This window comes from Pseudomonas sp. IT-347P (assembly GCF_949768005.1).
In the GTDB taxonomy this organism is placed as follows: Bacteria; Pseudomonadota; Gammaproteobacteria; order Pseudomonadales; family Pseudomonadaceae; genus Aquipseudomonas.
The window spans coordinates 474,375-498,932 of record NZ_CATKPQ010000011.1 but is presented as its reverse complement, the minus strand read 5'-3'; the positions used below and the strand labels follow the sequence as shown (position 1 = coordinate 498,932).

Genomic DNA, 24,558 nt, shown 5'->3' with positions numbered 1-24,558 from the left:
TCCGCCGACCTGAAAGCGCTGTTGTGAATCCATAATCGACAAGACTCACAGGCAAGAACTGCTTTGAATCCATAATCGATACATGCCCAGGCACGGACGGCTTTTTGAATCCATATTCGACTGGGTTTTTCAGGTCGATGTACCTCGAGAGACACCTCGGTCGGCCCCCTCTCCCTCCGGGAGAGGGCTGGGGTGAGGGTCGGCCGTTGACGGTGATCTTCAGGGCTCCAGCCCGATCCCACGCAAGATCACACTGGTCACCGTCTGCACCGCCCGCTCGAACTGCATGTCCGACAGCGGTTGATGCTCGTTAAGGATATTCACCTGATGATCAAAGTCGGCATAGTGCTGCGTCGACGCCCAGATCATGTACAGCAAACTCGACGGTTCCACCGGCAAAATCCGCTTGTCCTCGACCCACTGACGAATCTTCGCTTCCTTCATTTTCGCCCAGTCATACAGGCTGACATCCAGCGCCTCGCCCAATGTTGGCGCGCCATGGATGATCTCGTTGGCCCAGACTTTCGAGCCGTATGGCCGGCTGCGCGAGTGGTTCATCTTGGCGCGGATGTAGCTGCTCAGCACCACGCGTGGATCGTCGAACATTTCGAAGCACAGCGCGTCCTGTTTCCACACCTCCAGCAAGTCGAACAGCACCGCGCTGTACAGCTCGCTCTTGGTGCTGAAGTAGTAATGCAGGTTGGAGCGCGGCAATTGCACTTCCGCCGCGATGTCGGCCATGGCCGTGCCGCCGAAGCCTTTTTCGGCGAAGACTTTTTCCGCCGCGAGAAGGATTTTCTCGACGTTGTTGCGACGAATCTCGATCTTGTGATTGCCCATAAGGGCTCCCTGACAACAGCGTTGCCCAAGACTAGCATCCGCTCTGGTCCGCGGGCGACCGCTGCAAACAAAACTTCGTACTGGCGTGAGCGGATGGCTAAACTGACGCCTCTTCGATCCTGCCTCAGAGGTATCCGCGATGCTGTTCAAGAACGTCCTGACCACCACTGCCCTGCTCGCTTCGCTGTTCGCCACATCCTCGGTATTCGCCCACGCGCATCTGAAAAGCCAGACCCCGGCCGCCGACAGCACCGTCCCTGCTCCCGCCGATTTGCGTCTGACCTTTTCCGAAGGCGTCGAGGCCAGTTTTACCAAAGTGACGTTGACCAAGGACGGCGCACCGGTCGCAGTCAAAGCGCTGACCACTGAAAACGACAAGAAAACCTTGATCGTCACCCCCGCTGCACCGCTGGATGCCGGCGAGTACAAAGTCGAATGGCACGCGGTGTCGGTCGATACGCACAAAAGCGAAGGCGCCTACCAGTTCAAGGTTGGCCAGTAACCCATGAGTGACGCGCTGGTGCTGTGCCGCTTTGTGCATTTCATCGCGGTGTTGATGCTGTTCGGGGTCTGGCTGTTCAGACCGTTGCTGCTCAAGGATGAAGCGCCGTCGGTGGATCGGCACGTGGCGCGACTGGCGCGGTGGCTGACGGCGGTGGCGCTGGTCAGCGGGATGGCCTGGGCACTTTTGATTACTGCGAGCATGGCCGGTTCGGCAGCGGCGGCGTTTGACCCGGACACGGTTGCGCTGGTGCTGGGCAATACGTTTTTTGGCCAGGTATGGCGCTGGCATCTGCTGATCAATGCTGTGCTGCTGGCGCTGCTGTTCACACCCTGGCGTTCGAGCATGCCGTTGCGACTGGGCTTCAGTGCGTTGTTACTGGCGACTCTGGCTCCGGTCGGGCACGGCGCAATGCTCGACGGTTTGAGTGGGCAATTGCTGATTCTCAACCAGATCGTTCATCTGACCTGCGTGGCAGCATGGCTCGGCGGATTGTTGTTGCTGGTGCTGATTTTGCGCCAACCGACGGAGCCGATGCATGAGGTGTTGCGACGCTTCAGCGGGATCGGTTATGCGCTGGTCGCCGGACTGCTGATCACGGGGTTGATCAATGTCCGCGTGCTGACCGGCCAGTGGTGGCCGACGCCGTTGTTCAGCGGGTTTGCGTTGATCCTGTTGATCAAGGCGCTGCTCGTGCTGGGCATGCTTGGCCTGGCGCTGTTCAATCGCTTGCGGATTGAGGATTGCGAACAGCGCGTAGGCACGCTCAAGCGCAGTGTGATGCTGGAATGGTTACTCGGCATTGGCGCGGTGGCGGCCGTCTCGCTGCTGGGCACCTTACCGCCGATGATCGCAGGATAGACACAGTTCAAATGTGGGAGCGGGCTTGCTCGCGAAGGCGGTGTGACAGTCGATATCTTTGTATCTGACACGACGCCTTCGCGAGCAAGCCCGCTCCCACATTTTGGATTTGCGCTGATTCAATGAGGTTGGGTGTTGCCCGCTGCGGTGTCGATGCTGACCACCACCGACATCCCCGGCCGCAACCGTTCCTCTTCCTGCTGATCCGGATCGATGGTGATCCGCACCGGCACCCGCTGGGCAATTTTCACGAAGTTGCCGGTGGCGTTGTCCGCCTGCAACAGGGCAAATTCCGAGCCTGTGCCCGGGGAAATATGCTGCACATGCCCGGTGAATCGGCGGTGGTTCAGGGCATCGACGGTGAAGCGCACCGGCTGCCCGACGCGGACGTTATCCATCTGGGTTTCCTTCATGTTGGCGATCACCCATTTCTGGTTCGGCACCAACGCCATCAACTGTGCCCCGGAGTTGACATAAGCGCCGAGGCGCACGCCGATCTGCCCGAGCTGGCCGTCACGCGGGGCGACAATGCGCGTGTTCGACAGGTCGATCCGCGCCAGTTGTACCGCCGCTTCGGCGCTGGCCACCGCCGCTTCCAGCGAGCCGCGATTGACGATCACCGTTTGCAGATCCTGACGGGCGATTTCCAGATTGGCCTTGGCCTGCGCGACCGCCGCAACACTCTGCGCATTCGCTGCCAGCGCCACGTCCATCTCGCGTTTCGACACCGAACCGTCGCGCACCAATTCCTGATTACGGCGCAGATCCGCCTGGCTTTTGCGCAACTGCGCTTCGCTGTCCGCCTGCACCGCCTGACGCAACTTGATCGTCGCCTCCGCGCTGTTGCGTTGCTGCACCACATTAGCCAATGCAGCTTTCTGCACCGCCAGTTGCGCCAGTGCCTGGTCAAGACGTTGCTGGTAGATGCGGTCATCGAGGCGCACCAGCAAATCCCCGGCCTTTACATACTGGAAATCCTGCACCGGCACTTCAAACACATAACCGCTGAGTTGCGGACCGATGATCGTCACCTGCCCGCGCACCAACGCGTTTTCGGTGGTTTCCACTGCACTGCTGAACGGCGGTAACTGCCAGGCATACAAAACAATCAACACGCCAATGATGGCAATCGCGGCAAAGCCCAGCGAAGAAATGATCCGCACCCGCAGCGAGCGCGGCTCGGTGTTCGGCGATGACGGCGGCGCCACACCTTCAGGCGTGGCAGCGATGGCGTTGGTGGTTGTAGTGGTCGGTTCGGTCATGAAGAAGTGGCACCGCTCGAAGGTGTGGATGGCGCAGGGGCGACGGCTTTGGTAGTGCTCATCAGCCACAGCGCACGAATGGACAGCCAGATCATGGTCAGCACCGCAATCACGGCGATCAGCATGAACACATCGTTATAGGCCAGTACGTTGGCCTCACGGGTGGCGGCATTGGACAGGCTGCGAATACCCGCCAGGTTGCGCAGACTCGGGTCGGCCAACAGCGAACCATACGCCGAGCCGCCGCTCTGCACGCGTGCAGCCACCAAGGGGTCAGACAGCGTCAGGTGCTCAACGATGTGACTGGAATGAAATTTTTCCCGAACGATCTGAAACGTGCCCAACAGCGCCGCGCCCAGCAGGCCGCCGAGGTTATTGCAGATCCCGAACAACACGGAAAAACTCACAAGATTTCGCGGATTGGTCAGCACGTTGCGCGTGCCGAAAACCATGGTCGGGCCGAGGAAAAAGGTACTGCCGAATGCCAGCAGGAACTGGCTGAAATAGAGGTTTTCCGGGCGGGTCAGGTTGTTGGAAAAGCTGTCCATGACCGACCCGGTGGCCATCAGCGCCAGCGAGATGATCAACGGCATCAACAGGTGTTTGGGGTCGATGGTCAGCGCACTGGTCAACAGCCCGGCGACGCTGCCGATCAGCATCACCACGTACAGGCTGTGCAACTGCTCATAACCCATGTTCAGGTTCTGCATGAAACCGACCGCACCGGTGGATTGCTCCGAGGTGACCATGCGAATCAGGGTCACCGCCAGCGCCAGGCGGATCATCGTTCCGCTGCCGAGCCAACGGGTCATCAGCAGCGGGTTGCTGCGATTATGTTCGATGGCCAGACCCATGACGATCAAGGCAATCGACGATGCCAGAGCGACGCCGATCCAGTCCGCCTCCAGCCACCAATCGATCCGCCCCAACGACAACACGGCACACAACAACGCCACGCCCGTGGCGAGAATGGCGAAGGTGAGAAAGTCGAGTTTTTCGAAGGTTTTGAAGCGGTCGCCCGGCGGCAACTTGAGCAGCAAGACGCAGCCCAGTGACAACAGCGCCATGCCCAGTTCGAACAGGTACAAGCCGCGCCATTCGGCGATCTGCAGCAAGTCTTCAGAGAATAATCGCGCCAATGGCAGCGCCAGTTGTGAAGTGCCGAGGCCGAGCACCAGCGCCTTCATCCGCCACTTCGCCGGGAATGCCTGGACCATGTAATACAAACCCAGCGAACTCAGCGCCGCGCCGACCATGCCGTGGGCTGCGCGCACCGCCACGGCGGAATTCAGGTCGTTGACGAACAGATGGCCGAAGGTCACCAACGCATACAGCACCAGAAATACCTCGGTGAATGCACGCAAACCGAACTGCTGGCGAAACTTCACCAGCAGCAGGTTCATCGACACGTTGGTCATGACGAACGCCGCCGGCAACCAGGCCATCTCCGCCGTGGTCGCGCCGAGCGCGCCTTGCAGATAAGGCAGGTTGGCCACCACCAGCGAATTGCCCAAGCCACCGGTCACTGCCACCAGCACGCCGACCAGCGCATAGGCCAGGCGCTTGGGATTGGAGTGCAACGGCGTCGAGGGGGAACCGGGCAGACTGGGCTTTTCGTGAGGCTGCCAGTTGCGCGGGGCGTATTGATCCATGGAAAGGCCTTGTGCGGAAGGTGGGTGAAGTTTGCCGCAAATTCACCGGCAACACACATCCCATGGACAACACAAATCCCTTGTAGGAGTGAGCCTGCTCGCGATCGCGGCGTATCAGTGATGGAAATGTCGACTGATGCACCGCGATCGCGAGCAGGCTCACTCCTACAGGGATCTGCGTAATGCTAGATAGTCATCGTATAACTCGCTGTTGACATTCCCGCAAAACCTAGGAAATATCCGCACCCATGTTGTACGACGACGTATAACAAATAATAAAAACAACAAATGAAACAGGGAGCGTCACAGTGAGCACACTCGTCTGCAGTTCCGTCCGCCCTTCCCGCTTTGCCACGCTGCGCCCGCGTACCACCCTTGGCCTGCTCGGCTGCAGCAGCCTCGCCCTGGCCTTGCCGATGAGCGCCGATGCCGAAGGCTTCCTCGAAGACAGCAAAGCCACGCTGAACCTGCGCAACGCCTATTTCAACCGCAACTTCGTCAACCCGGCCTATCCGCAGGGTAAGGCTGAGGAGTGGACGCAGAACTTCATCCTCGACGCCAAGTCCGGCTTCACCCAGGGCACCGTCGGTTTCGGTATCGATGTGCTGGGGATGTATTCGCAAAAGCTCGATGGCGGCAAAGGCACGGGCGGTACGCAACTGCTGCCGATCCACGATGACGGACGCCCGGCGGACAATTTCGGCCGCCTCGGTGTGGCGCTGAAGGCCAAGGTCTCGAAGACGGAACTGAAGGTCGGCGAATGGATGCCGGTGCTGCCGATCCTGCGTTCCGACGATGGCCGTTCGCTGCCGCAGACCTTTCGTGGCGGCCAGATCACCTCTACCGAAATCAACGGCCTGACCGTCTACGGCGGCCAGTTCCGTGGCAACAGCCCGCGCAACGACGCGAGCATGGAAGACATGTCGATGAACGGCCGCGGCGCGTTCACTTCCGATCGTTTCAACTTCGGCGGCGGCGAATACACGTTCAACGACAAGCGCACCCTGGTCGGCGTGTGGTACGCCGAACTCAGCGACATCTACCAACAGCAGTATTTCAACCTCAGCCACAGCCAGCCACTGGGTGACTGGACGCTGGGCGCCAACCTCGGGTTCTTCACCGGCAAGGAAGACGGCAGCGCCCAGGCCGGCGACCTCGACAACAAGACCGCATTCGCCATGCTGTCAGCCCGCTACGGTGGCAACACCTTCTATGTCGGCCTGCAAAAACTCAGCGGCGACGACGCGTGGATGCGCGTCAACGGCACCAGCGGCGGCACCCTGGCCAACGACAGCTACAACGCCAGTTACGACAACGCCAAAGAGCGCTCCTGGCAGTTGCGCCACGACTACAACTTCGTCGCCCTCGGCATCCCCGGCCTGACGCTGATGAACCGCTACATCAGCGGTGACAACGTGCACACCGGCACCATCACTGACGGCAAGGAATGGGGCCGCGAGTCTGAACTGGCCTACACCGTGCAGAGCGGTCCATTGAAAAACCTCAACGTGAAATGGCGCAACGCAACGATACGTCGGGACTTCAGCACCAACGAGTTTGACGAGAACCGGATCTTTATCAGTTATCCGATTTCGTTGTTGTAACCACCAGGCGACGCTCCCCTCTGTAGGAGTGAGCCTGCTCGCGATAGCGGTGTGTCAGCCGCCTCTTCCTCAACTGACACACCGCTATCGCGAGCAGGCTCACTCCTACAGGGGATTGCATTGCAAGGAGAGGATTGTGCTGATCACAAGAGAACCGGGCCTTCCGTCATCTACACCAAAAGTCGCGTTGACAAGATCCGGAAACCCTACCGATACTTCAGCCAAGTCATACGACAACCTACAACAAACCTATAACAATGTGTCCAGGGATTGCCATGACGTCTACCTCTACTCCCCGCGTTCCCTTCAACCGTCTGTTGCTGACTGGCGCCGCCGGCGGCTTGGGCAAAGTGCTGCGTGAACGCCTGCGTCCTTACGCCAACGTGCTGCGCCTGTCCGACATAGCCGCCCTCGCCCCGGCAACCGATGAGCATGAAGAAGTCGTGCTCTGCGACCTCGCCGACAAACACGCCGTGCATCAACTGGTCGAAGGCGTCGACGCGATCCTGCATTTCGGCGGCGTCTCCGTGGAGCGGCCCTTCGAAGAAATCCTCGGCGCCAACATCTGCGGCGTATTTCACATCTACGAAGCGGCGCGTCGGCATGGCGTGAAGCGAGTGCTCTTCGCCAGTTCCAACCACGTCATCGGTTTCTACAAACAGGACGAACCGCTCGACGCCAGCTCCGCGCGCCGCCCCGATGGCTACTACGGACTGTCCAAGTCCTACGGCGAAGACATGGCCAGTTTCTACTTCGATCGCTACGGCATCGAGACCGTCAGCATCCGCATCGGCTCCTCGTTCCCCGAGCCGCAGAACCGTCGAATGATGCACACCTGGTTGAGCTTCGACGATCTCACGCAACTGCTCGAGCGCGCGCTGTACACGCCCAACGTTGGCCACACCGTGGTGTACGGCATGTCCGACAACAAGGACGTGTGGTGGGACAACCGCTTCGCCAGCCATCTCGGCTTTGTGGCAAAGGACAGCTCCGAAGTGTTCCGCGAAAAAGTCGAGGCGCAGCCCATACCGGCTGCCGATGATCCGGCACGCATCTATCAGGGCGGCGCTTTTGTCGCGGCAGGTCCGTTCGGCGACTGATCACTCTGACAACGACGCAAAGGAATGAGTATGCAAGCCGAATTGATCGTCGATGCCCGCAACGCCGTGGGCGAAAGCCCGGTCTGGGTGCCGCAGGAAAACGCGCTGTATTGGGTGGATATTCCCAACGGCGGGCTGCAACGCTGGAGCGCCGACACCGGCCACGTCGCGTCCTGGACGGCCCCGGAGATGCTCGCCTGCATCAGCCGCCACCGCAGCGGTGGCTGGATCGCCGGCATGGAGAGCGGTTTCTTTCACTTGCATCCGCACAGCGACGGCAGCCTCGACAGCGAAATGCTCGCCACCGTCGAGCACAGCCGACCAGACATGCGCCTCAACGACGGTCGCTGCGACCGCCAGGGCCGTTTCTGGGCCGGCAGCATGGTGCTGAACATGGGTCTGAACGCGCCTGAAGGCCGGCTCTATCGCTACGGCGCCGGACAGTCAGGTGTGATCGGCGCGCAGCTCGACGGTTTCATCGTGCCGAACGGCCTCGGCTTCAGCCCTGATGGCAAGACGATGTATTTGTCCGACTCGCACCCCGATGTGCAATTGATCTGGGCCTTCGACTACGACACCGAGACCGGCACGCCTTCGAACCGTCGCGTGTTCGTCGACATGAACCACTTTCCCGGTCGGCCGGATGGCGCTGCCGTGGACGCCGAAGGTTGCTACTGGATCTGCGCCAACGACGCCGGCCTGATTCACCGCTTCGCCCCGGACGGTCGCCTCGATTTCTCCCTGGAAGTGCCGGTGAAAAAACCGACCATGTGTGCCTTCGGCGGCAGCGCCATGGACACCCTGTTTGTCGCCTCGATTCGCCCTGGCGACGATCACGACCCGCAATCCCTGGCCGGCGGCGTATTCGCCCTGAAGCCAGGCGTCAAAGGCCTTGCCGAACCCTTGTTCAACGATTTGCTTTAAACCCTCTGCTGCACCGCTGCGCCTTGAACACAACAATAACAAGACTGGAGACTCACCCCCATGAACTTCAAACGCACCTTGCTGGCCGCTGCACTCCCGCTGATGTTTACCTTCACTGGCGCCGCTCAGGCACTGCAACTCAAATTCGCCGACATTCACCCCGCCGGTTATCCGACCGTGGTGGCCGAAGAAAACATGGGCAAGGCCCTGACCAAGGAAACCAACGGCGAGCTGACCTTCCAATACTTCCCCGGCGGCGTGCTCGGCTCTGAAAAAGAAGTGATCGAGCAGATGCAGGTCGGCGCGGTACAGCTGTCGCGCGTCAGCCTGGGTATCGTCGGCCCTGTAGTGCCGGACGTGAACGTGTTCAACATGCCGTTCATTTTCCGCGACCATCAACACATGCGTAACGTCATCGACGGTGCGGTGGGCGATGAAATCCTCGATAAAATCACCAACTCCGAATTCGGTCTGGTGGCTCTGGCGTGGATGGACGGCGGCACACGCAACATCTACACCAAGCAACCGGTACGCAAGCTCGAAGACCTCAAGGGCATGAAAATCCGCGTGCAAGGCAACCCGATGTTCATCGACATGATGAACGCCATGGGCGGTAACGGCATCGCCATGGACACCGGCGAGATCTTCAGCGCCCTGCAGACCGGCGTGATCGACGGCGCGGAAAACAACCCACCGACCCTGCTCGAACACAACCACTTCCAGAACGCCAAGTTCTACAGCCTGACCGGTCACCTGATCCTGCCAGAGCCAATCGTGATGTCGAAAATCACTTGGGAAAAACTGACCCCGGATCAACAGGCGCTGGTCAAGACCGCCGCCAAGGCTGCCCAGGCTGAAGAGCGCGTGCTGTGGGACAAGAAGTCCGCTGCCAGTGAAGAAAAACTCAAGGCCGCTGGCGTCGAATTCATCCAGGTCGACAAGAAACCCTTCTACGACGCCACCGCGCCGGTGCGGGAAAAGTACGGCGCGAAGTACGCCGACCTGATCAAGAAAATCGAAGCCGTTCAGTAACGTCTCCCGCTCCGTACTCATGAAAAGGCCCGGCGCACCTGATCACTCAGGCGCGCCCGGTTACGGTGGAACCCGATGAAGAATCTGCTGCTGCGTATCAACGACAAGATCTACATGACGTGCATCTGGGTCGCCGGCCTTTCCGTCCTGGCGATTTCCCTGATGATTCCCTGGGGCGTGTTCGCCCGCTACGTGCTGGGCACCGGATCGAGTTGGCCCGAGCCGACGGCGATCCTGCTGATGATGGTGTTCACCTTCATCGGCGCCGCCGCCAGTTACCGCGCCGGTGCGCACATGGCCGTGGCCATGCTCACCGACCGCATGCCACCCCGGTTGAGATCGGCGGCGGCGATATTCTCGCAACTGCTGATGGCGGCGATCTGCATCTTCATGACGATCTGGGGCGCCAAACTGTGCATGTCGACCTGGAACCAGTTCATGGCCGCCCTGCCCGATCTGCGGGTGGGCGTGACTTATCTGCCGATTCCCGTGGGCGGCTTGCTGACGCTGGTGTTCGTGCTGGAAAAACTCTTGCTCGGTGACCAGAGCAAACGGCGGGTCGTGCAGTTCGATCTGGTTGAAGAAAGTGAAGGTGCCGCTTAATGGACGCTCTGATTCTGCTGGGCAGTTTTATCGTATTGATCCTGATCGGCATGCCAGTCGCCTATGCGCTGGGCGCCGCCGCGCTGATCGGTGCATGGTGGATCGACATCCCGTTCCAGGCGGTGATGATCCAGGTCGCGTCGGGGGTGAACAAGTTCTCGCTGCTGGCCATTCCGTTCTTCGTCCTGGCCGGTGCGATCATGGCCGAGGGCGGCATGTCCCGGCGTTTGGTGGCGTGTGCCGGGGTGCTGGTGGGGTTTGTCCGCGGCGGTCTGTCGCTGGTCAACATCGTCGCCTCGACCTTCTTCGGCGCGATCTCCGGTTCCTCGGTGGCCGACACCGCGTCGGTGGGTTCGGTGCTGATTCCGGAAATGGAACGCAAGGGCTATCCACGGGATTTCTCCACCGCGGTAACCGTCAGCGGCTCGGTGCAAGCCCTGCTCACGCCACCCAGCCATAACTCGGTGCTCTACTCCCTGGCCGCCGGTGGTACGGTGTCGATTGCCTCGCTGTTCATGGCGGGCATCGTGCCGGGGTTGCTGATGAGCGCCTGCCTGATGGTGCTGTGCCTGATTTTCGCGAGAAAACGCGATTATCCCAAGGGTGAAGTGATCCCGATGCGCCAGGCGTTGAAAATCGTCGGCGAAGCGCTCTGGGGCTTGATGGCGATGGTGATCATCCTCGGCGGCATCCTGTCCGGCATCTTCACCGCTACCGAATCGGCGGCCATCGCAGTGCTGTGGTCGTTCTTCGTGACCATGTTCATCTACCGCGACTACAAGTGGAGCGAACTGCCGAAACTGATGCACCGCACGGTGCGGACGATCTCCATCGTGATGATCCTGATCGGTTTCGCCGCGAGCTTCGGCTACATCATGACCCTGATGCAGATTCCGGCGAAAATCACCACGCTGTTCCTGACCCTCTCGGACAACCGCTACGTGATCCTGATGTGCATCAACGTCATGCTGCTGTTGCTCGGCACGGTGATGGACATGGCGCCGCTGATCCTGATCCTCACGCCGATCCTGATGCCGGTGATTCTCGGCATCGGCGTTGATCCGGTGCAGTTCGGCATGATCATGCTGGTCAACCTGGGGATCGGATTGATAACGCCGCCGGTGGGTGCGGTACTGTTTGTCGGGTCAGCGGTGGGCAAAGTGAGTATTGAAAGCACTGTTAAAGCGTTGCTGCCGTTCTATGCCGTGCTGTTCCTGGTGTTGATGCTGGTGACTTACGTGCCGGCACTTTCGCTGTGGTTGCCACATCTGGTGTTGTAAGCCGATAAACAATCGCAGCCCTTCATGGGCTGCGATTGTCATCTCAAGCCCGTAACAACATATACCCCGCCACCACCAGACAGACACTGGCAAACCCGACCTGCAACGCCCGCGCCGGCACCCGCGCGCACAGCTTGCGGCCGATGATCATGCCGACAATGCTGGCCACGATAAACGCCCCGCCCTGCGCATCGATCCGCACACCGGCGTGAAACGATCCAGCCACGCCAATCGCCGAAATCAGACTGATCACCATCAACGACGTCGCGACGATGCCGCGCATCTGCACGTCAGTCAGCTGCTTGAAGGCCGGCACAATCAAGAAGCCGCCACCGACGCCGAGCAAACCGGACACCACCCCGGTAACCGCGCCCAATGCCGCCAGCGTGGCGGTGCATTTGGCGGTCCAGTCGAAGCGCCCGGTGTCCTCGTTGAGCATGCAATTCTTCTGACCCCAACTGGCGTGACCGTGATCGCTCGGCCCCTCCTGCTGACGCTCGCGGCGCAGCATGCGCCAGGCCACCATGACCATCAGCAGACTGAACAGGATCATCAGGATTTTCTCCGGCAACTGGTGCGCGAAGTAGATTCCCAACGGCGAAAACACCGCGCCCAACGCAGCAATCAACAAAGCCGCGCGGTAGCGCACCAGGCCATGTCGCAGACCATCGATAGCGCCAACCGCTGCCGCACTGCCCACCGCAAACAACGCCACCGGCGCGGCCTGGGTCATCGTCCAGCCCAACCCGAGCACCAGTGCCGGCACCGCGAGAATCCCGCCGCCGGCCCCGGTCAAGCCGAGGACCAACCCCATCACCACACCAAACAGGCTTGCCAGCAACATAGGGTTTTCTCAGTCAACCTTGGACAGACCAGTCAGCCACTCGCGGCCCTTGAGCATGCCGTTCCAGTAGAACCACGGCAGCAACGTCGCCTTGAGCAGCCACGCCGATCGCCGCGCCACGGTCGGGTCCAGAGGAAAGGTCGGCAGCAACTTCCCGGCATAACCGAACTCGGCGAGAATCACCTTGCCCTTCTCCACCGTCAGCGGGCAGGAACCGTAGCCGTCGTACTTCAGCGGCAACGGTTGCTGCTTGCGCAGCGCCAGCAGGTTTTCCGCGACCACAACGATTTGCTTGCGCACCGCTGCGGCGGTTTTCGCGTTGCTGGTGCCGCAGACATCACCGAGTGCGAACACGTCGGGATAACGCGGATGCTGCAGGCTGTGCGGGTTGACTTCGCACCAGCCGGCGGCGTCGGCCAGAGCGCTCTGCGCGATGAAGTCCGGCGAAACCTGGGGTGGCACGACGTGGAGCAGATCGAAGGCTTTCGCTTCGAGGCTGATGTTGCCGCCAGCATCCCTGACCTCGAACCACGCGGTTTTCGCCGGGCCGTCAACCTTGACCAGGTTTGAGTTGAACGCCAGTTGTGCGTTGTATTTCTCGATGTACTTCATCAACGGCGGCACAAACGTCGCCACGCCGAACAGCGCGGCGCCGGCCAGATTGAATTCGACATGGATGTTGTTCAGCACCGCGTTTTTACGCCAGTGATCACAGGACAGATACAACGCCTTTTGCGGCGCGCCGGCGCATTTGATCGGCATCGCCGGTTGGGTGAACAGCGCTTTGCCGCCGCGCAGCTTCTGCACCTGATCCCAGGTGTACTGCGCGTGCTGATAACTGTAATTGGAAGTGACACCGTACTGACCAAGGCTCTCTTGCAAGCCTTCGATCTTTTCCCAGGCCAGACGCAGGCCGGGGCAGACAATCAGGTACTGATAGCTGACCGTGCGTTGATCGTTGAGGGTGAGTTGGCGCTTGTCCGGGTCGATCGCGGTGACTGCCGCTTGCAGCCAGTTTGCTTGCCGGGGCATGACCTTGTTCATAGGTCTTGCCGTATCTTTCACGTCATAGGCGCCACCGCCGACCAGCGTCCACGCCGGTTGGTAATAATGGTGAGTACTCGGCTCGATCACCGTGATGTTGAGGCGCGGGTCACGCTTGAGCAGGCTGGCGACGAAACCGATGCCGGCCGTACCGCCGCCGATGACCACGATGTCCGCACTGATGGATGGGCCCCAGTGTTGATCGTTCATTGCTTGTTCCTTTTGCTGCACGCAAGGGTTTCTCAGCCTTCACACACATCCATTGTGGGAGCGGGCTTGCTCGCGAAAACGGTAGATCATTCAACAACGATGTCGACTGATACGACGCTTTCGCGAGCAAGCCCGCTCCCACATTTGGACGGTGCGCTGGCTGGCATTTATTGATGGCCCAGACTTTTCAGCACGGCGCCGCAATACAACCCGGACAGGGTCTTCATCACCTGAATGACTTCCGGACTGGCCAGACCATAAAAAATGTACTTGCCTTCACGACGGGTCGCGACCAGGCCTTCATCGCGCAGGATGCCCAGTTGCTGCGACAACGTCGGTTGGCGCACACCGGTCATCTTTTCCAGTTCGCCAACGTTGCGCTCGCCCTGGGTCAGTTGACACAGAATCAGCAGGCGATCCTCATTGGCCATGGCCTTGAGCAACGCGCAGGCCTTGGAGGCCGAGGCGCGCAGTTGGGCGACTTCACATTCGGTCAGACTGGATTGCATTTGCACGATGCCTTCAAGGTCACTTAAGCTGCGAACATTATGTTTTTCGATAAAGTGTTGCAACCCATTTTCCTTGTTCAGGTTGGTGTCCATGCCCGCGCAAATTGAAGCTTTCCTCGACCCCGCCTCCTCGACCTACAGCTATGTGGTCTACGAAACCGCTGGCGGGCAATGTGCGATCGTCGATCCAGTGCTCGATTACGACGGCGCCGCCGGACGCACCTGCACCGCCCAGGCCGACAAAATCATCGCCTTCGTTCGCACGCACAACCTGCAGGTGCAGTGGCTGCTGGAAACCCACGCCCACGCCGACCACCTGTCCGCCGCGCCGTATCTGCGCCGCGAACTGGGCGGCAAAATTGCCATTGGCGAATCGATCAGCAAAGTGCAGAACGTGTTCAAGACGCTGTTCAATCTGGAGCCGGAATTCTGCGTCGATGGCTCGCAGTTCGATCACCTGTTTGCGCCGAACGAATCATTCCGCATCGGCAACCTCAAGGCCACGGCCCTGCATGTCCCCGGGCATACGCCGGCGGACATGGCCTATCTGATTGATGGCGAACAGATCCTGGTCGGTGACACGCTGTTCATGCCCGATGTCGGCACCGCGCGCTGCGACTTTCCGGGTGGCAATGCCCATCAGCTGTTCAACTCGATTCACAAGCTATTGGCGTTCCCGGCGAGCGTGAAGCTTTACGTTTGCCACGATTACCCGCCCGAAGGCCGCGAACCGCAGTGCCAGACCACCGTCGGTGAGCAGCGCAAAAACAATATTCATGTGCATGACGGCATCGATGAGGCAGCCTTCGTCGAGATGCGCACCAAGCGTGATGCCGGGCTGGGCATGCCGACGTTGTTGCTGCCGGCGATTCAGGTGAATGTGCGGGCGGGGAATCTGCCGGCGGCGGAAGACAACGGCGTGGTGTACCTGAAGATCCCGCTCAATAAGCTTTAACGGGAAAAGATCGCAGGCTGCGATCTTTTGATCTTCACGCCCCCAACGTCAAACCGTTCGCCGGCAGCGGCAGCGCGGTCTTGTAGCGCACCTGCTTCAGCGCAAAACTCGACCGGATGTTCGCCACCCCCGGCACCTTGGTCAGGAAGTCCATCATGAAGCGTTCCAGGGACTGAATCGTCGGCACCAACACCCGGATCAGATAGTCCGGGTCTCCGGCCATCAGGTAGCACTCCATCACCTCGGGGCGATCGGAAATCGCCTCTTCAAAATGCTGCAGCGCCTCCTCCACCTGTTTCTCCAGGCTGACGTGAATGAACACGTTCACATGCAGCCCCAGCAGGTCGGCATCCAGCAACGTCACCTGTTCGCGAATCAGCCCTAACTCTTCCATGGCCTTTACCCGGTTGAAGCACGGCGTCGGTGACAGATTGACCGAACGTGCGAGGTCGGCGTTGGTGATGCGCGCATTCTCCTGAAGGCTGTTGAGAATGCCGATGTCGGTACGGTCCAGTTTGCGCATGAGACAAAACCACCTGCTTTTTATGTTTATGCAGAATTTCTATCTGCAAATCGTCTCCAGCGCAACGAAACAGAGATAAATATTCTTCTTGCCCGGGCCTATGATTGTTGTAGGACAAGATTTCTTCTACCGAGGAATGACTGCCAGCTCACTACAAGAAATTCACAAGATCGAGCGTAGAAGCCATGACCCAAGCGTATGAACCGCTACGCCTGCACGTCCCTGAACCCTCGGGCCGTCCCGGCTGTAAAACCGACTTCTCCTACCTGCATCTGACCGATGCCGGTACGGTGCGCAAACCCTCCATTGACGTCGAACCTGCCGACACCGCCGATCTGGCCCGTGGGCTGATTCGCGTGCTCGACGATCAGGGCAATGCCCTTGGCCCTTGGGCCGAGAACGTGCCGGTAGAGATCCTGCGCAAGGGCATGCGCGCCATGCTCAAGACGCGGATTTACGACAACCGCATGGTCGTCGCCCAGCGTCAGAAAAAAATGTCGTTCTACATGCAGAGCCTCGGCGAAGAAGCCATCGGCAGCGCCCAGGCGTTGGCGCTGAATATCGACGACATGTGCTTCCCGACCTACCGCCAGCAAAGCATTCTGATGGCCCGCGATGTGCCGCTGGTCGACCTGATCTGCCAACTGCTGTCCAACGAGCGCGATCCGCTCAAGGGACGCCAGTTGCCAATCATGTACTCGGTCAAGGACGCCGGTTTCTTTACCATCTCCGGCAACCTCGCTACCCAGTTCATACAGGGTGTGGGCTGGGGCATGGCCTCGGCGATCAAGGGCGACACGAAAATCGCCTCGGCGTGGATCGGCGACGGCGCTACCGCCGAATCGGACTTCCACACCGCCCTCACCTTCGCTCACGTTTACCGCGCGCCGGTAATCCTCAACGTCGTGAATAACCAGTGGGCGATTTCGACCTTCCAGGCGATTGCCGGTGGTGAGGCCACCACCTTCGCCGGACGCGGTGTCGGTTGCGGCATCGCCTCGCTGCGTGTCGACGGTAACGACTTCTATGCAGTTTATGCAGCCTCCGCCTGGGCCGCCGAACGCGCCCGCCGCAACCTCGGCCCGACCATGATCGAGTGGGTCACCTACCGCGCCGGCCCGCACTCGACCTCCGACGATCCTTCCAAATACCGTCCGGCCGATGACTGGAGCCACTTCCCGCTCGGCGACCCGATCGCCCGCCTCAAGCAGCACCTGATCAAGGTCGGTCACTGGTCGGATGAAGAACACTCTGCGGTCAGCGCCGAACTCGAGGCCGAAGTGATTGCCGCGCAGAAACAGGCCGAACAGTACGGCACCCTCGCCGGCGGCCAGATTCCCAGCGCCGCGACCATGTTCGAAGACGTCTACAAAGAGATGCCGGAGCACTTGAAGCGCCAGCGTCAGCAGTTGGGGATCTGACATGAACGATCACAACAACAATATTCAGTTGGAAACCGCCATGACCACGACCACCATGACCATGATCCAGGCCCTGCGCTCGGCCATGGATGTGATGCTTGAGCGTGATGACAATGTCGTGGTGTTCGGTCAGGACGTCGGCTACTTCGGCGGCGTGTTCCGTTGCACCGAAGGCTTGCAGACCAAGTACGGCACCTCGCGGGTATTCGACGCACCGATCTCGGAAAGCGGTATCGTCGGCGTCGCCGTTGGGATGGGCGCCTACGGTCTGCGTCCGGTCGCCGAGATCCAGTTCGCCGACTACGTTTACCCCGCCTCCGACCAGATCATTTCCGAAGCGGCGCGCCTGCGTTATCGCTCGGCTGGCGAGTTCACCGCACCGATGACCCTGCGCATGCCATGCGGCGGCGGCATCTATGGCGGTCAGACCCACAGCCAGAGCATCGAGGCGATGTTCACTCAGGTGTGCGGCTTGCGCACCGTGATGCCGTCCAACCCGTATGACGCCAAAGGCCTGCTGATCGCCTCCATCGAAAACGATGATCCGGTGATCTTCCTGGAGCCGAAACGCCTGTACAACGGCCCGTTCGACGGCCACCACGACCGCCCGGTAACCCCGTGGTCGAAACACCCGCAAGCCCAGGTGCCGGACGGTTACTACACCGTGCCGCTGGACGTTGCTGCGATTACCCGTCCGGGCAAGGACGTGACCGTGCTGACCTACGGCACCACCGTGTATGTGTCGCAAGTCGCGGCCGAAGAATCCGGCGTCGATGCCGAAGTCATCGACCTGCGCAGCCTGTGGCCGCTGGACCTTGAGACCATCGTCAAATCGGTGAAGAAAACCGGTCGTTGCGTAGTCGTTCACGAAGCCACCCGCACCTGCGGTTTCGGCGCCGAACTGGTGTCGCTGGTGCAAGAGCATTGCTTCCATCACCTGGAAGCGCCGATCGAACGCGTCACCGGTTGGGACACTCCCTACCCGCACGCGCAGGAGTGGGCGTATTTCCCAGGGCCGTCCCGAGTGGGCGCGGCGTTGAAACGGGTCATGGAGGTCTGAATGGGCACGCACGTTATCAAAATGCCGGACATCGGCGAAGGCATCGCAGAAGTAGAACTGTCGCAGTGGCACGTCAAGGTTGGCGATCTGGTCGTTGAGGATCAGGTGCTGGCGGACGTGATGACCGACAAGGCGATGGTCGATATTCCGTCGCCGGTACACGGCAAGGTGATTGCCCTCGGTGGTCAGCCGGGTGAAGTGATGGCGGTTGGCAGTGTGTTGATCAGCATCGAGGTTGAGGGCGCCGGTAACTTGAAAGAGTCCGCTACCCCCGCGCCTGTTAAAGAAACACCTGTTGCGCCGAAAGTTGAAGCCGTTGTTGAAAGCAAACCTGCTCCAGCCGCCCCGCGTCCGGCTGCGGTTTGCCAAGGCCCGATGGTTGCTCGCGAAGCAGACGAACGCCCGCTCGCTTCGCCGGCCGTGCGCAAACATGCGCTGGATCTGGGGATTCAATTGCGTCTGGTGCGCGGTTCCGGCCCGGCCGGTCGCGTGTTGCACGAAGACCTCGAAGCTTATCTGGCGCAAGGTCAGTCGAACGCCTCAGCGCCGGCGGCTGCCGCTTACGCCCAGCGTAATGACGAAGAACAGATTCAAGTCATCGGCATGCGCCGCAAGATCGCCCAGCGCATGCAGGACGCCACTCAACGTGCCGCGCATTTCAGTTATGTCGAAGAAATCGACGTCACCGCGATTGAAGAACTGCGCGCCCATCTGAACGAAAAACACGGTGCCAGCCGTGGCAAGTTGACCTTGCTACCATTCCTCGTTCGCGCCCTGGTTGTGGCCCTGCGCGACTTCCCGCAGATGAACGCCCGTTACGACGACGAAGCCCAGGTCATCACCCGCCTCGGTGCGGTGCATGTCGGCGTCGCCACACAAAGCGATGTCGGCCTTATGGTGCCGGTGGTGCGTCACGCCGAGGCGCGCAGCCTGTGGGACAGCGCCGCCGAGATCTCGCGTCTGGCCAACGCCGCGCGCAATGGCAAGGCCAGCCGCGATGAGCTGTCTGGCTCGACCATCACCCTGACCAGCCTCGGTGCGCTGGGCGGCATCGTCAGCACCCCGGTGCTGAACCTGCCGGAAGTGGCGATCGTCGGCGTGAACAAAATCGTCGAACGGCCAATGGTCGTCAAAGGCCAGGTGGTGATCCGCAAGATGATGAACCTCTCCAGCTCGTTCGATCACCGCGTGGTCGATGGCATGGACGCGGCACTCTTCATCCAGGCCATCCGTGGCTTGCTCGAACAACCTGCCACTTTGTTTGTGGAGTAAGGCGCGCATGCAATCTCTGAACACTACGCTGCTGATCATCGGCGGCGGCCCCGGCGGTTATGTCACGGCGATTCGCGCCGGGCAACTGGGCATCCCGACCATTCTGGTCGAAGGCCAATCGCTGGGTGGCACCTGCCTGAACATCGGCTGCATTCCGTCGAAAGCACTGATTCATGTGGCTGAGCAGTTTCATCAGACGCAGCATCACAGCCAGCATTCGGCGTTGGGCATCAATGTTTCCGCGCCAACTCTCGACATCAGCAAAAGCGTCGAGTGGAAGGACGGCATCGTTGATCGCCTGACTACTGGCGTGGCGGCACTGCTGAAAAAGAACAAGGTTCAGGTCATCAATGGCTGGGCCAAGGTCATCGACGGTAAAACCGTGGATGTCGGCGACATGCGCATCCAGTGCGAGCACTTGGTGCTGGCCACCGGTTCGACCAGCGTCAATCTGCCGATCCTGCCGATTGGCGGGCCGATCATCTCTTCCACCGAAGCGCTGGCACCGAAGTCTGTGCCAAAACGTCTGGTAGTCGTTGGCGGTGGTTACATCGGTCTGGAACTGGGCATTGCCTATCGCAAGCTCGGTGCCGAGGTCAGTGTGGTCGAGGCGCAGGATCGCATTCTGCCCGCTTACGACGCCGAGCTGACGCAACCGGTGCATGACGCGTTGAAGCAACTGGGTGTGAAGCTGTATCTGAAGCACAGTGTGCTGGGTTTCGACGGCACTTTGCAGGTGCGCGATCCCGAGGGCGAAACCCTCGACCTGGAAACCGATCAGGTGCTGGTCGCCGTAGGGCGCAAACCGAACACGCAGGGCTGGAACCTCGAAGCGCTGAATCTGGACATGAACGGCTCGGCGATCAAGATCGACAGCCGTTGCCAGACCAGCATGCGTAATGTCTACGCCATCGGCGATTTGAGCGGCGAGCCGATGTTGGCTCACCGTGCCATGGCCCAAGGCGAAATGGTCGCCGAGCTGATCAGCGGCAAAACCCGCGAATTCAACCCGACCGCCATCGCCGCCGTGTGCTTCACCGACCCGGAACTGGTGGTAGTCGGCAAGACCCCGGACGAGGCCAAGGCTGCCGGGCTGGACTGCATCATCTCGAGCTTCCCGTTCGCCGCCAATGGCCGGGCGATGACGCTGGAGTCGAAAAGCGGCTTCGTGCGTGTGGTCGCTCGTCGGGATAACCATGTGATTGTCGGCTGGCAGGCGGTGGGCGTGGGCGTTTCCGAGTTGTCCACCGCATTTGCGCAAAGCCTGGAAATGGGCGCGCGGCTGGAAGACATCGGCGGCACCATCCATGCGCATCCGACTTTGGGTGAGGCGGTGCAGGAGGCAGCGTTGCGTGCCCTCGGGCATGCGCTGCATATGTGATGTGCGGTGGCAGTGATGGCCCCTTCGCGAGCAAGCTCGCTCCCATAGGGAGGAATGCATTTCAAATGTGGGAGCGAGCTTGCTCGCGAATTCTCAGGGGCAACCGGAACTATCTGTGTGTCATCCGATAGTCCGGGCTGCGAAACCACTCAAGAATGAAGTATTGTTGTGCCCATCCAAAAAACGTCAGAAGCCTTGAACCGTTTCGGCGGTTGTTCAGTGATAGAGGGTGTCATGGGTAACGAAAGCATCAATTGGGACAAGCTGGGTTTTGACTACATCAAGACCGACAAACGCTATCTGTCGTACTTTCGCGATGGCGAATGGGACAAAGGCACCCTGACCGAAGATAACGTGCTGCACATCAGCGAAGGCTCGACTGCCCTTCACTATGGCCAGCAATGCTTCGAAGGCATGAAGGCCTATCGTTGCAAGGACGGCTCGATCAACCTGTTCCGCCCGGACCAGAACGCCCTGCGCATGCAACGCAGCTGCGCGCGTCTTCTGATGCCGACGGTCGACACCGAGCAGTTCATCGAAGCCTGCAAAGCCGTGGTTCGTGCCAACGAGCGCTTCATCCCGCCTTACGGCACTGGCGGCGCGCTGTACTTGCGTCCGTTCGTGATCGGCGTGGGTGACAACATCGGCGTGCGCACCGCACCCGAGTTCATCTTCTCGATCTTCTGCATCCCGGTCGGCGCCTACTTCAAGGGCGGCCTGACCCCGCACAACTTCCAGATCTCCAGCTACGACCGTGCGGCCCCACAGGGCACGGGCGCGGCCAAGGTCGGTGGCAACTACGCCGCGAGCCTGATGCCTGGCTCGAAAGCGAAGAAAGCCAACTTCGCTGACGCGATCTACCTGGATCCGATGACCCACACCAAGATCGAGGAAGTCGGCTCGGCCAACTTCTTCGGGATCACCCACGACAACAAGTTCGTCACCCCGAACTCGCCCTCGGTCCTGCCAGGCATCACCCGCCTGTCGCTGATCGAACTGGCAAAATCGCGTCTGGGTCTGGAAGTGGTTGAAGGCGACGTGCTGATCGACAAACTGTCGGACTTCAAGGAAGCCGGCGCTTGCGGTACTGCTGCGGTGATTACCCCGATCGGCGGCATCAGCTACAACGACCACCTGCACGTGTTCCATAGCGAAACCGAAGTCGGCCCGGTCACCCAGAAGCTCTACAAAGAGCTGACTGGCGTGCAAACCGGCGACATCGAAGCGCCAGCGGGCTGGATCGTCAAGGTTTGAACTGACGGCTGCTGATGTAGAAAAGCCCTCCACCGAGTAATTGGTGGGGGGCTTTTTTTGTGGCGTTTGGCGCAGTATTTGTGGCGTGCTTGAGATTCTTTCCCCCTCACCCCAGCCCTCTCCCCCAAGGGGGCGAGGGGGAAGGGAGCCGATCGTTGTGCCGTTCAAAACCTGAGTTCGACCTGATCGTTCAGGTCGATGTAGTACGCGAGAACACCTCGGTCAGTCCCCTCTCCCTCTGGGAGAGGGCTGGGGTGAGGGTAGGCTTTTCGCTCTTCAAGGCAATCCGTTTACCAAGTCGCTCAGCAATCCCACTCGCCTGCCCATTCTGCTGCTTACCCATCCGCGCCTGGGTAATCAACCCTGGAATCAACTCCCCCTCCGGCAGATTCTTCCAGAATCGCGCCGGCAAATGCCCCTGCATGACCTTCTCGTTCAACCGCGCTGGATTAAAGATGTGGCTGTAGTAAGTCAGCCATAGATCGCCATGCGGATCGTCGACATTCTGCGCCAGTTGCTGCCATTCCAGCGGGCATTGCCGCTGATGGATCAGTTGTTCGCCATCGTAATAGACCCCGTCACGCGGGGTGGCGATCAACCAGCGATGTCGGCCCATCCGCCCAATAAAATGCTCGCTGGCACTGTGCAGGATGTCATGGGCCGGTTCGTGCCAAGCCACGTATTGCGGCCCAGCACTGGATAACGGGCGTTCGATGAAACGCACAAACGCATGCAGATGATGGGCTTCGCGATGCACTTGCTTGATGCGTCGCTGCAACTCGCTGCCAAGTTTATCCCCGGCCATCATCGCGGTGCGGTCGCCGTGACTGACGCGCCACAACACTTCATACAACAAACTCCAGCGCTGATCACCGCGATAGTGCGAGGCCTGCTCCAGCGTGTCGAGCAGCGCACGCGGAATACGCGCCTGAAACGGCCCCTGCCCTTCAGGCACCGGATCGTCATTGGCGAACAGATCACCCACACCTTGCGAAGCCCAGCTCACCAGACTCGGATCGACTTCATGGCTCAACAGCCAGCGCGCCTGCTGGCGCCATGTGTCGAACAGGTCGTCGCAATCAAGATTGATCATCCCCACAGCCCCATTTGCTGCGGCATCGGCCGGTCGCGCAATTGCTGATAGAGCAAATGGCTGGTGACCTCGGCCTGCTGCGGATGGTAGTCGCTGGTGATGATGAACGGCTTGGCCTTGGCCAGCACACAGCGCATGCGCGCGACGTCTTCGTAACGGATGCGCCGCTGGCGGCGCAACTCCACCAAACGTTCAGTGGTGCGCAAACCGATACCGGGAATACGTGCGATCAACGACGCTTCGGCACGGTTCAGGTCCAGCGGAAACACTTCGCGATTCTCCAGCGCCCAGGCCAGTTTCGGGTCGATGTCCAGCGCCAGATTGCCCGGCCCCTTGAGCAATTCATCAGCGCTGTAGCCGTAGCTGCGCAGGAGAAAATCGGCCTGGTACAAGCGGTGCTCGCGCATCAGCGGCGGCGCGGCCAGCGGCACGCTTTTCGGACTGTCGGGGATCGGGCTGAAGGCCGAATAGTAGACCCGGCGCAGACGGAAGTTGCCGTACAGGGCCTGGGCACTGTGGAGGATGGTGCTGTCGTCGGTGTCGTCGGCGCCGACAATCAATTGCGTGCTCTGCCCGGCCGGGGCGAACTTCGCCGAGCGCGGTTCGTTCAACACGGTCTGCACGCCGGTGTAGATGGTGTTCATCGCTTGCTTGATCGAGGTGATGTCCTTCTCCGGCGCCAGCACTTGCAGGCTGGCATCGGTGGGCAGTTCGATGTTGACGCTCAGGCGATCGGCGTAGCGCCCTGCTTCTTCGATCAATGCCGGATCGGCTTCGGGAATGGTCTTGAGATGAATGTACCCGCGAAACTCATGCTCTTCGCGCAGCAGCTTCGCCACCCGCACCAGTTGCTCCATGGTGTAGTCCGCCGAGCGAATGATGCCGGAGCTGAGAAACAATCCGCTGACGCAGTTGCGCCGATAGAAATCCATGGTCAGCGCGACGACTTCTTCAGGCGTAAAGCGCGCACGCGGGACATCGCTGGAGCGGCGGTTGACGCAATACTGGCAATCGTAAAGGCAGAAGTTGGTCAGCAGAATCTTCAGCAACGACACGCAGCGCCCGTCCGGCGTGTAGCTGTGGCAAATGCCCATGCCATCGGTCGAACCCAAGCCGCTCTTGCCTTCGGAGCTGCGCTTGGGCGCACCGCTGCTCGCGCATGAGGCGTCGTACTTGGCGGCGTCGGCGAGAATGCTCAGCTTGTCGATGATTTGCATGGCGCGGGACTCTGTACTGTTTGGATATACAGTATAGAGTCGACAGCGGTGATACAAGGTGGCAGATGCGCCCCTCGTCGGTCAGATGCACAAAATCAAAGGATCGCAGCCTGCG

The 24,558-nt window shown here is 60.3% G+C and carries 23 protein-coding genes; 14 read left to right on the top strand and 9 right to left on the bottom strand.

Translation table 11 applies throughout. The annotated features are described in order from the left end of the window. Positions 1-219: 219 nt before the first annotated feature. The gene (locus tag ACM6IV_RS06270; protein ID WP_007919317.1) at positions 220-840 is read right to left on the bottom strand and encodes a TetR/AcrR family transcriptional regulator; all 621 of its coding nucleotides are present in this window, start codon (positions 838-840) and stop codon (positions 220-222) included. Between the two features lie 139 nt (positions 841-979). Between ACM6IV_RS06270 and copC the strand changes: the two genes are divergently transcribed. Further along, positions 980-1,342 carry a copper homeostasis periplasmic binding protein CopC gene (copC, locus tag ACM6IV_RS06265; protein WP_414869181.1) on the top strand — a complete coding sequence of 121 codons (363 nt, stop codon included), beginning with the start codon at positions 980-982 and terminating at the stop codon, positions 1,340-1,342. Positions 1,343-1,345: 3 nt separating this feature from the next. Beyond that, positions 1,346-2,203, top strand: a complete 858-nt coding sequence (copD, locus tag ACM6IV_RS06260; protein ID WP_414869180.1) for a copper homeostasis membrane protein CopD — start codon at positions 1,346-1,348, stop codon at positions 2,201-2,203. Positions 2,204-2,322: 119 nt separating this feature from the next. Here copD and ACM6IV_RS06255 read toward each other — a convergent pair whose 3' ends face one another. Next, a complete protein-coding gene (locus ACM6IV_RS06255) occupies positions 2,323-3,465 on the bottom strand; it encodes an HlyD family secretion protein (protein ID WP_414869179.1) in 1,143 nt (380 codons plus the stop codon). Then, positions 3,462-5,117, bottom strand: coding sequence for an MFS transporter (locus ACM6IV_RS06250; protein WP_414869178.1), 1,656 nt, complete (start codon positions 5,115-5,117; stop codon positions 3,462-3,464). The genes ACM6IV_RS06255 and ACM6IV_RS06250 overlap by 4 nt, the downstream gene beginning before the upstream one ends. A 308-nt stretch (positions 5,118-5,425) precedes the next feature. On the opposite strand from ACM6IV_RS06250, the gene ACM6IV_RS06245 reads away from it, so the two are divergent. The 6 genes from ACM6IV_RS06245 to ACM6IV_RS06220 all read left to right on the top strand — a co-directional run bounded on the left by ACM6IV_RS06245 (position 5,426) and on the right by ACM6IV_RS06220 (position 11,660). Next, positions 5,426-6,721, top strand: a complete 1,296-nt coding sequence (locus tag ACM6IV_RS06245) for an OprD family porin (RefSeq protein ID WP_414869177.1) — start codon at positions 5,426-5,428, stop codon at positions 6,719-6,721. 275 nt (positions 6,722-6,996) lie between these two features. Beyond that, positions 6,997-7,821: an NAD-dependent epimerase/dehydratase family protein gene (locus ACM6IV_RS06240; protein ID WP_414869176.1), complete on the top strand. Its 825-nt coding sequence runs from the start codon at positions 6,997-6,999 to the stop codon at positions 7,819-7,821. Between the two features lie 30 nt (positions 7,822-7,851). Further along, positions 7,852-8,745, top strand: coding sequence for an SMP-30/gluconolactonase/LRE family protein (locus ACM6IV_RS06235; RefSeq protein ID WP_414869175.1), 894 nt, complete (start codon positions 7,852-7,854; stop codon positions 8,743-8,745). Between the two features lie 60 nt (positions 8,746-8,805). Further along, entirely contained in the window at positions 8,806-9,777 is a 972-nt protein-coding gene (locus ACM6IV_RS06230) for a TRAP transporter substrate-binding protein (protein ID WP_414869174.1), read from the top strand. 75 nt (positions 9,778-9,852) lie between these two features. Continuing rightward, entirely contained in the window at positions 9,853-10,380 is a 528-nt protein-coding gene (locus ACM6IV_RS06225) for a TRAP transporter small permease (RefSeq protein ID WP_414869173.1), read from the top strand. Then, entirely contained in the window at positions 10,380-11,660 is a 1,281-nt protein-coding gene (locus ACM6IV_RS06220) for a TRAP transporter large permease (protein ID WP_414869172.1), read from the top strand. Before ACM6IV_RS06225 ends, ACM6IV_RS06220 begins: the two co-directional genes overlap by 1 nt. 43 nt (positions 11,661-11,703) lie before the next feature. Here the strand turns inward: ACM6IV_RS06220 and ACM6IV_RS06215 are convergent, their stop codons facing one another. From ACM6IV_RS06215 to ACM6IV_RS06205, 3 genes are all read right to left on the bottom strand, one after another. Continuing rightward, positions 11,704-12,504, bottom strand: a complete 801-nt coding sequence (locus ACM6IV_RS06215) for a sulfite exporter TauE/SafE family protein (protein ID WP_414869171.1) — start codon at positions 12,502-12,504, stop codon at positions 11,704-11,706. 9 nt (positions 12,505-12,513) lie between these two features. Then, complete coding sequence (locus ACM6IV_RS06210) at positions 12,514-13,758, bottom strand: FAD-dependent oxidoreductase (protein ID WP_414869170.1); 1,245 nt, start codon at positions 13,756-13,758, stop codon at positions 12,514-12,516. A 167-nt stretch (positions 13,759-13,925) separates the two neighbouring features. After that, positions 13,926-14,267, bottom strand: coding sequence for an ArsR/SmtB family transcription factor (locus ACM6IV_RS06205; RefSeq protein WP_007915092.1), 342 nt, complete (start codon positions 14,265-14,267; stop codon positions 13,926-13,928). Between the two features lie 91 nt (positions 14,268-14,358). On the opposite strand from ACM6IV_RS06205, the gene ACM6IV_RS06200 reads away from it, so the two are divergent. Beyond that, positions 14,359-15,222, top strand: coding sequence for an MBL fold metallo-hydrolase (locus ACM6IV_RS06200; protein WP_414869169.1), 864 nt, complete (start codon positions 14,359-14,361; stop codon positions 15,220-15,222). Between the two features lie 34 nt (positions 15,223-15,256). Here the strand turns inward: ACM6IV_RS06200 and bkdR are convergent, their stop codons facing one another. Beyond that, positions 15,257-15,745 carry a Bkd operon transcriptional regulator BkdR gene (gene bkdR, locus ACM6IV_RS06195; protein WP_025111414.1) on the bottom strand — a complete coding sequence of 163 codons (489 nt, stop codon included), beginning with the start codon at positions 15,743-15,745 and terminating at the stop codon, positions 15,257-15,259. A 185-nt stretch (positions 15,746-15,930) separates the two neighbouring features. On the opposite strand from bkdR, the gene ACM6IV_RS06190 reads away from it, so the two are divergent. The 5 genes from ACM6IV_RS06190 (at position 15,931) to ACM6IV_RS06170 (ending at position 22,133) form a co-directional block, all read left to right on the top strand. After that, a complete protein-coding gene (locus tag ACM6IV_RS06190; protein WP_414869168.1) occupies positions 15,931-17,166 on the top strand; it encodes a 3-methyl-2-oxobutanoate dehydrogenase (2-methylpropanoyl-transferring) subunit alpha in 1,236 nt (411 codons plus the stop codon). Between the two features lies 1 nt (position 17,167). Next, entirely contained in the window at positions 17,168-18,226 is a 1,059-nt protein-coding gene (locus tag ACM6IV_RS06185) for an alpha-ketoacid dehydrogenase subunit beta (RefSeq protein ID WP_003224000.1), read from the top strand. Beyond that, a complete protein-coding gene (locus ACM6IV_RS06180) occupies positions 18,227-19,498 on the top strand; it encodes a dihydrolipoamide acetyltransferase family protein (RefSeq protein WP_414869167.1) in 1,272 nt (423 codons plus the stop codon). It abuts the gene before it with no gap. A 7-nt stretch (positions 19,499-19,505) separates the two neighbouring features. Continuing rightward, on the top strand, positions 19,506-20,879 hold the full coding sequence (lpdA, locus tag ACM6IV_RS06175) for a dihydrolipoyl dehydrogenase (RefSeq protein ID WP_414869166.1): 1,374 nt from the start codon (positions 19,506-19,508) through the stop codon (positions 20,877-20,879). A 234-nt stretch (positions 20,880-21,113) separates the two neighbouring features. Further along, a complete protein-coding gene (locus ACM6IV_RS06170) occupies positions 21,114-22,133 on the top strand; it encodes a branched-chain amino acid aminotransferase (RefSeq protein WP_024013350.1) in 1,020 nt (339 codons plus the stop codon). Positions 22,134-22,323: 190 nt separating this feature from the next. Here the strand turns inward: ACM6IV_RS06170 and ACM6IV_RS06165 are convergent, their stop codons facing one another. Then, entirely contained in the window at positions 22,324-23,226 is a 903-nt protein-coding gene (locus ACM6IV_RS06165; RefSeq protein WP_414869165.1) for a TIGR03915 family putative DNA repair protein, read from the bottom strand. Continuing rightward, the gene (locus tag ACM6IV_RS06160; RefSeq protein WP_414869164.1) at positions 23,223-24,443 is read right to left on the bottom strand and encodes a putative DNA modification/repair radical SAM protein; all 1,221 of its coding nucleotides are present in this window, start codon (positions 24,441-24,443) and stop codon (positions 23,223-23,225) included. Before ACM6IV_RS06160 ends, ACM6IV_RS06165 begins: the two co-directional genes overlap by 4 nt. Positions 24,444-24,558 lie beyond the last annotated feature (115 nt).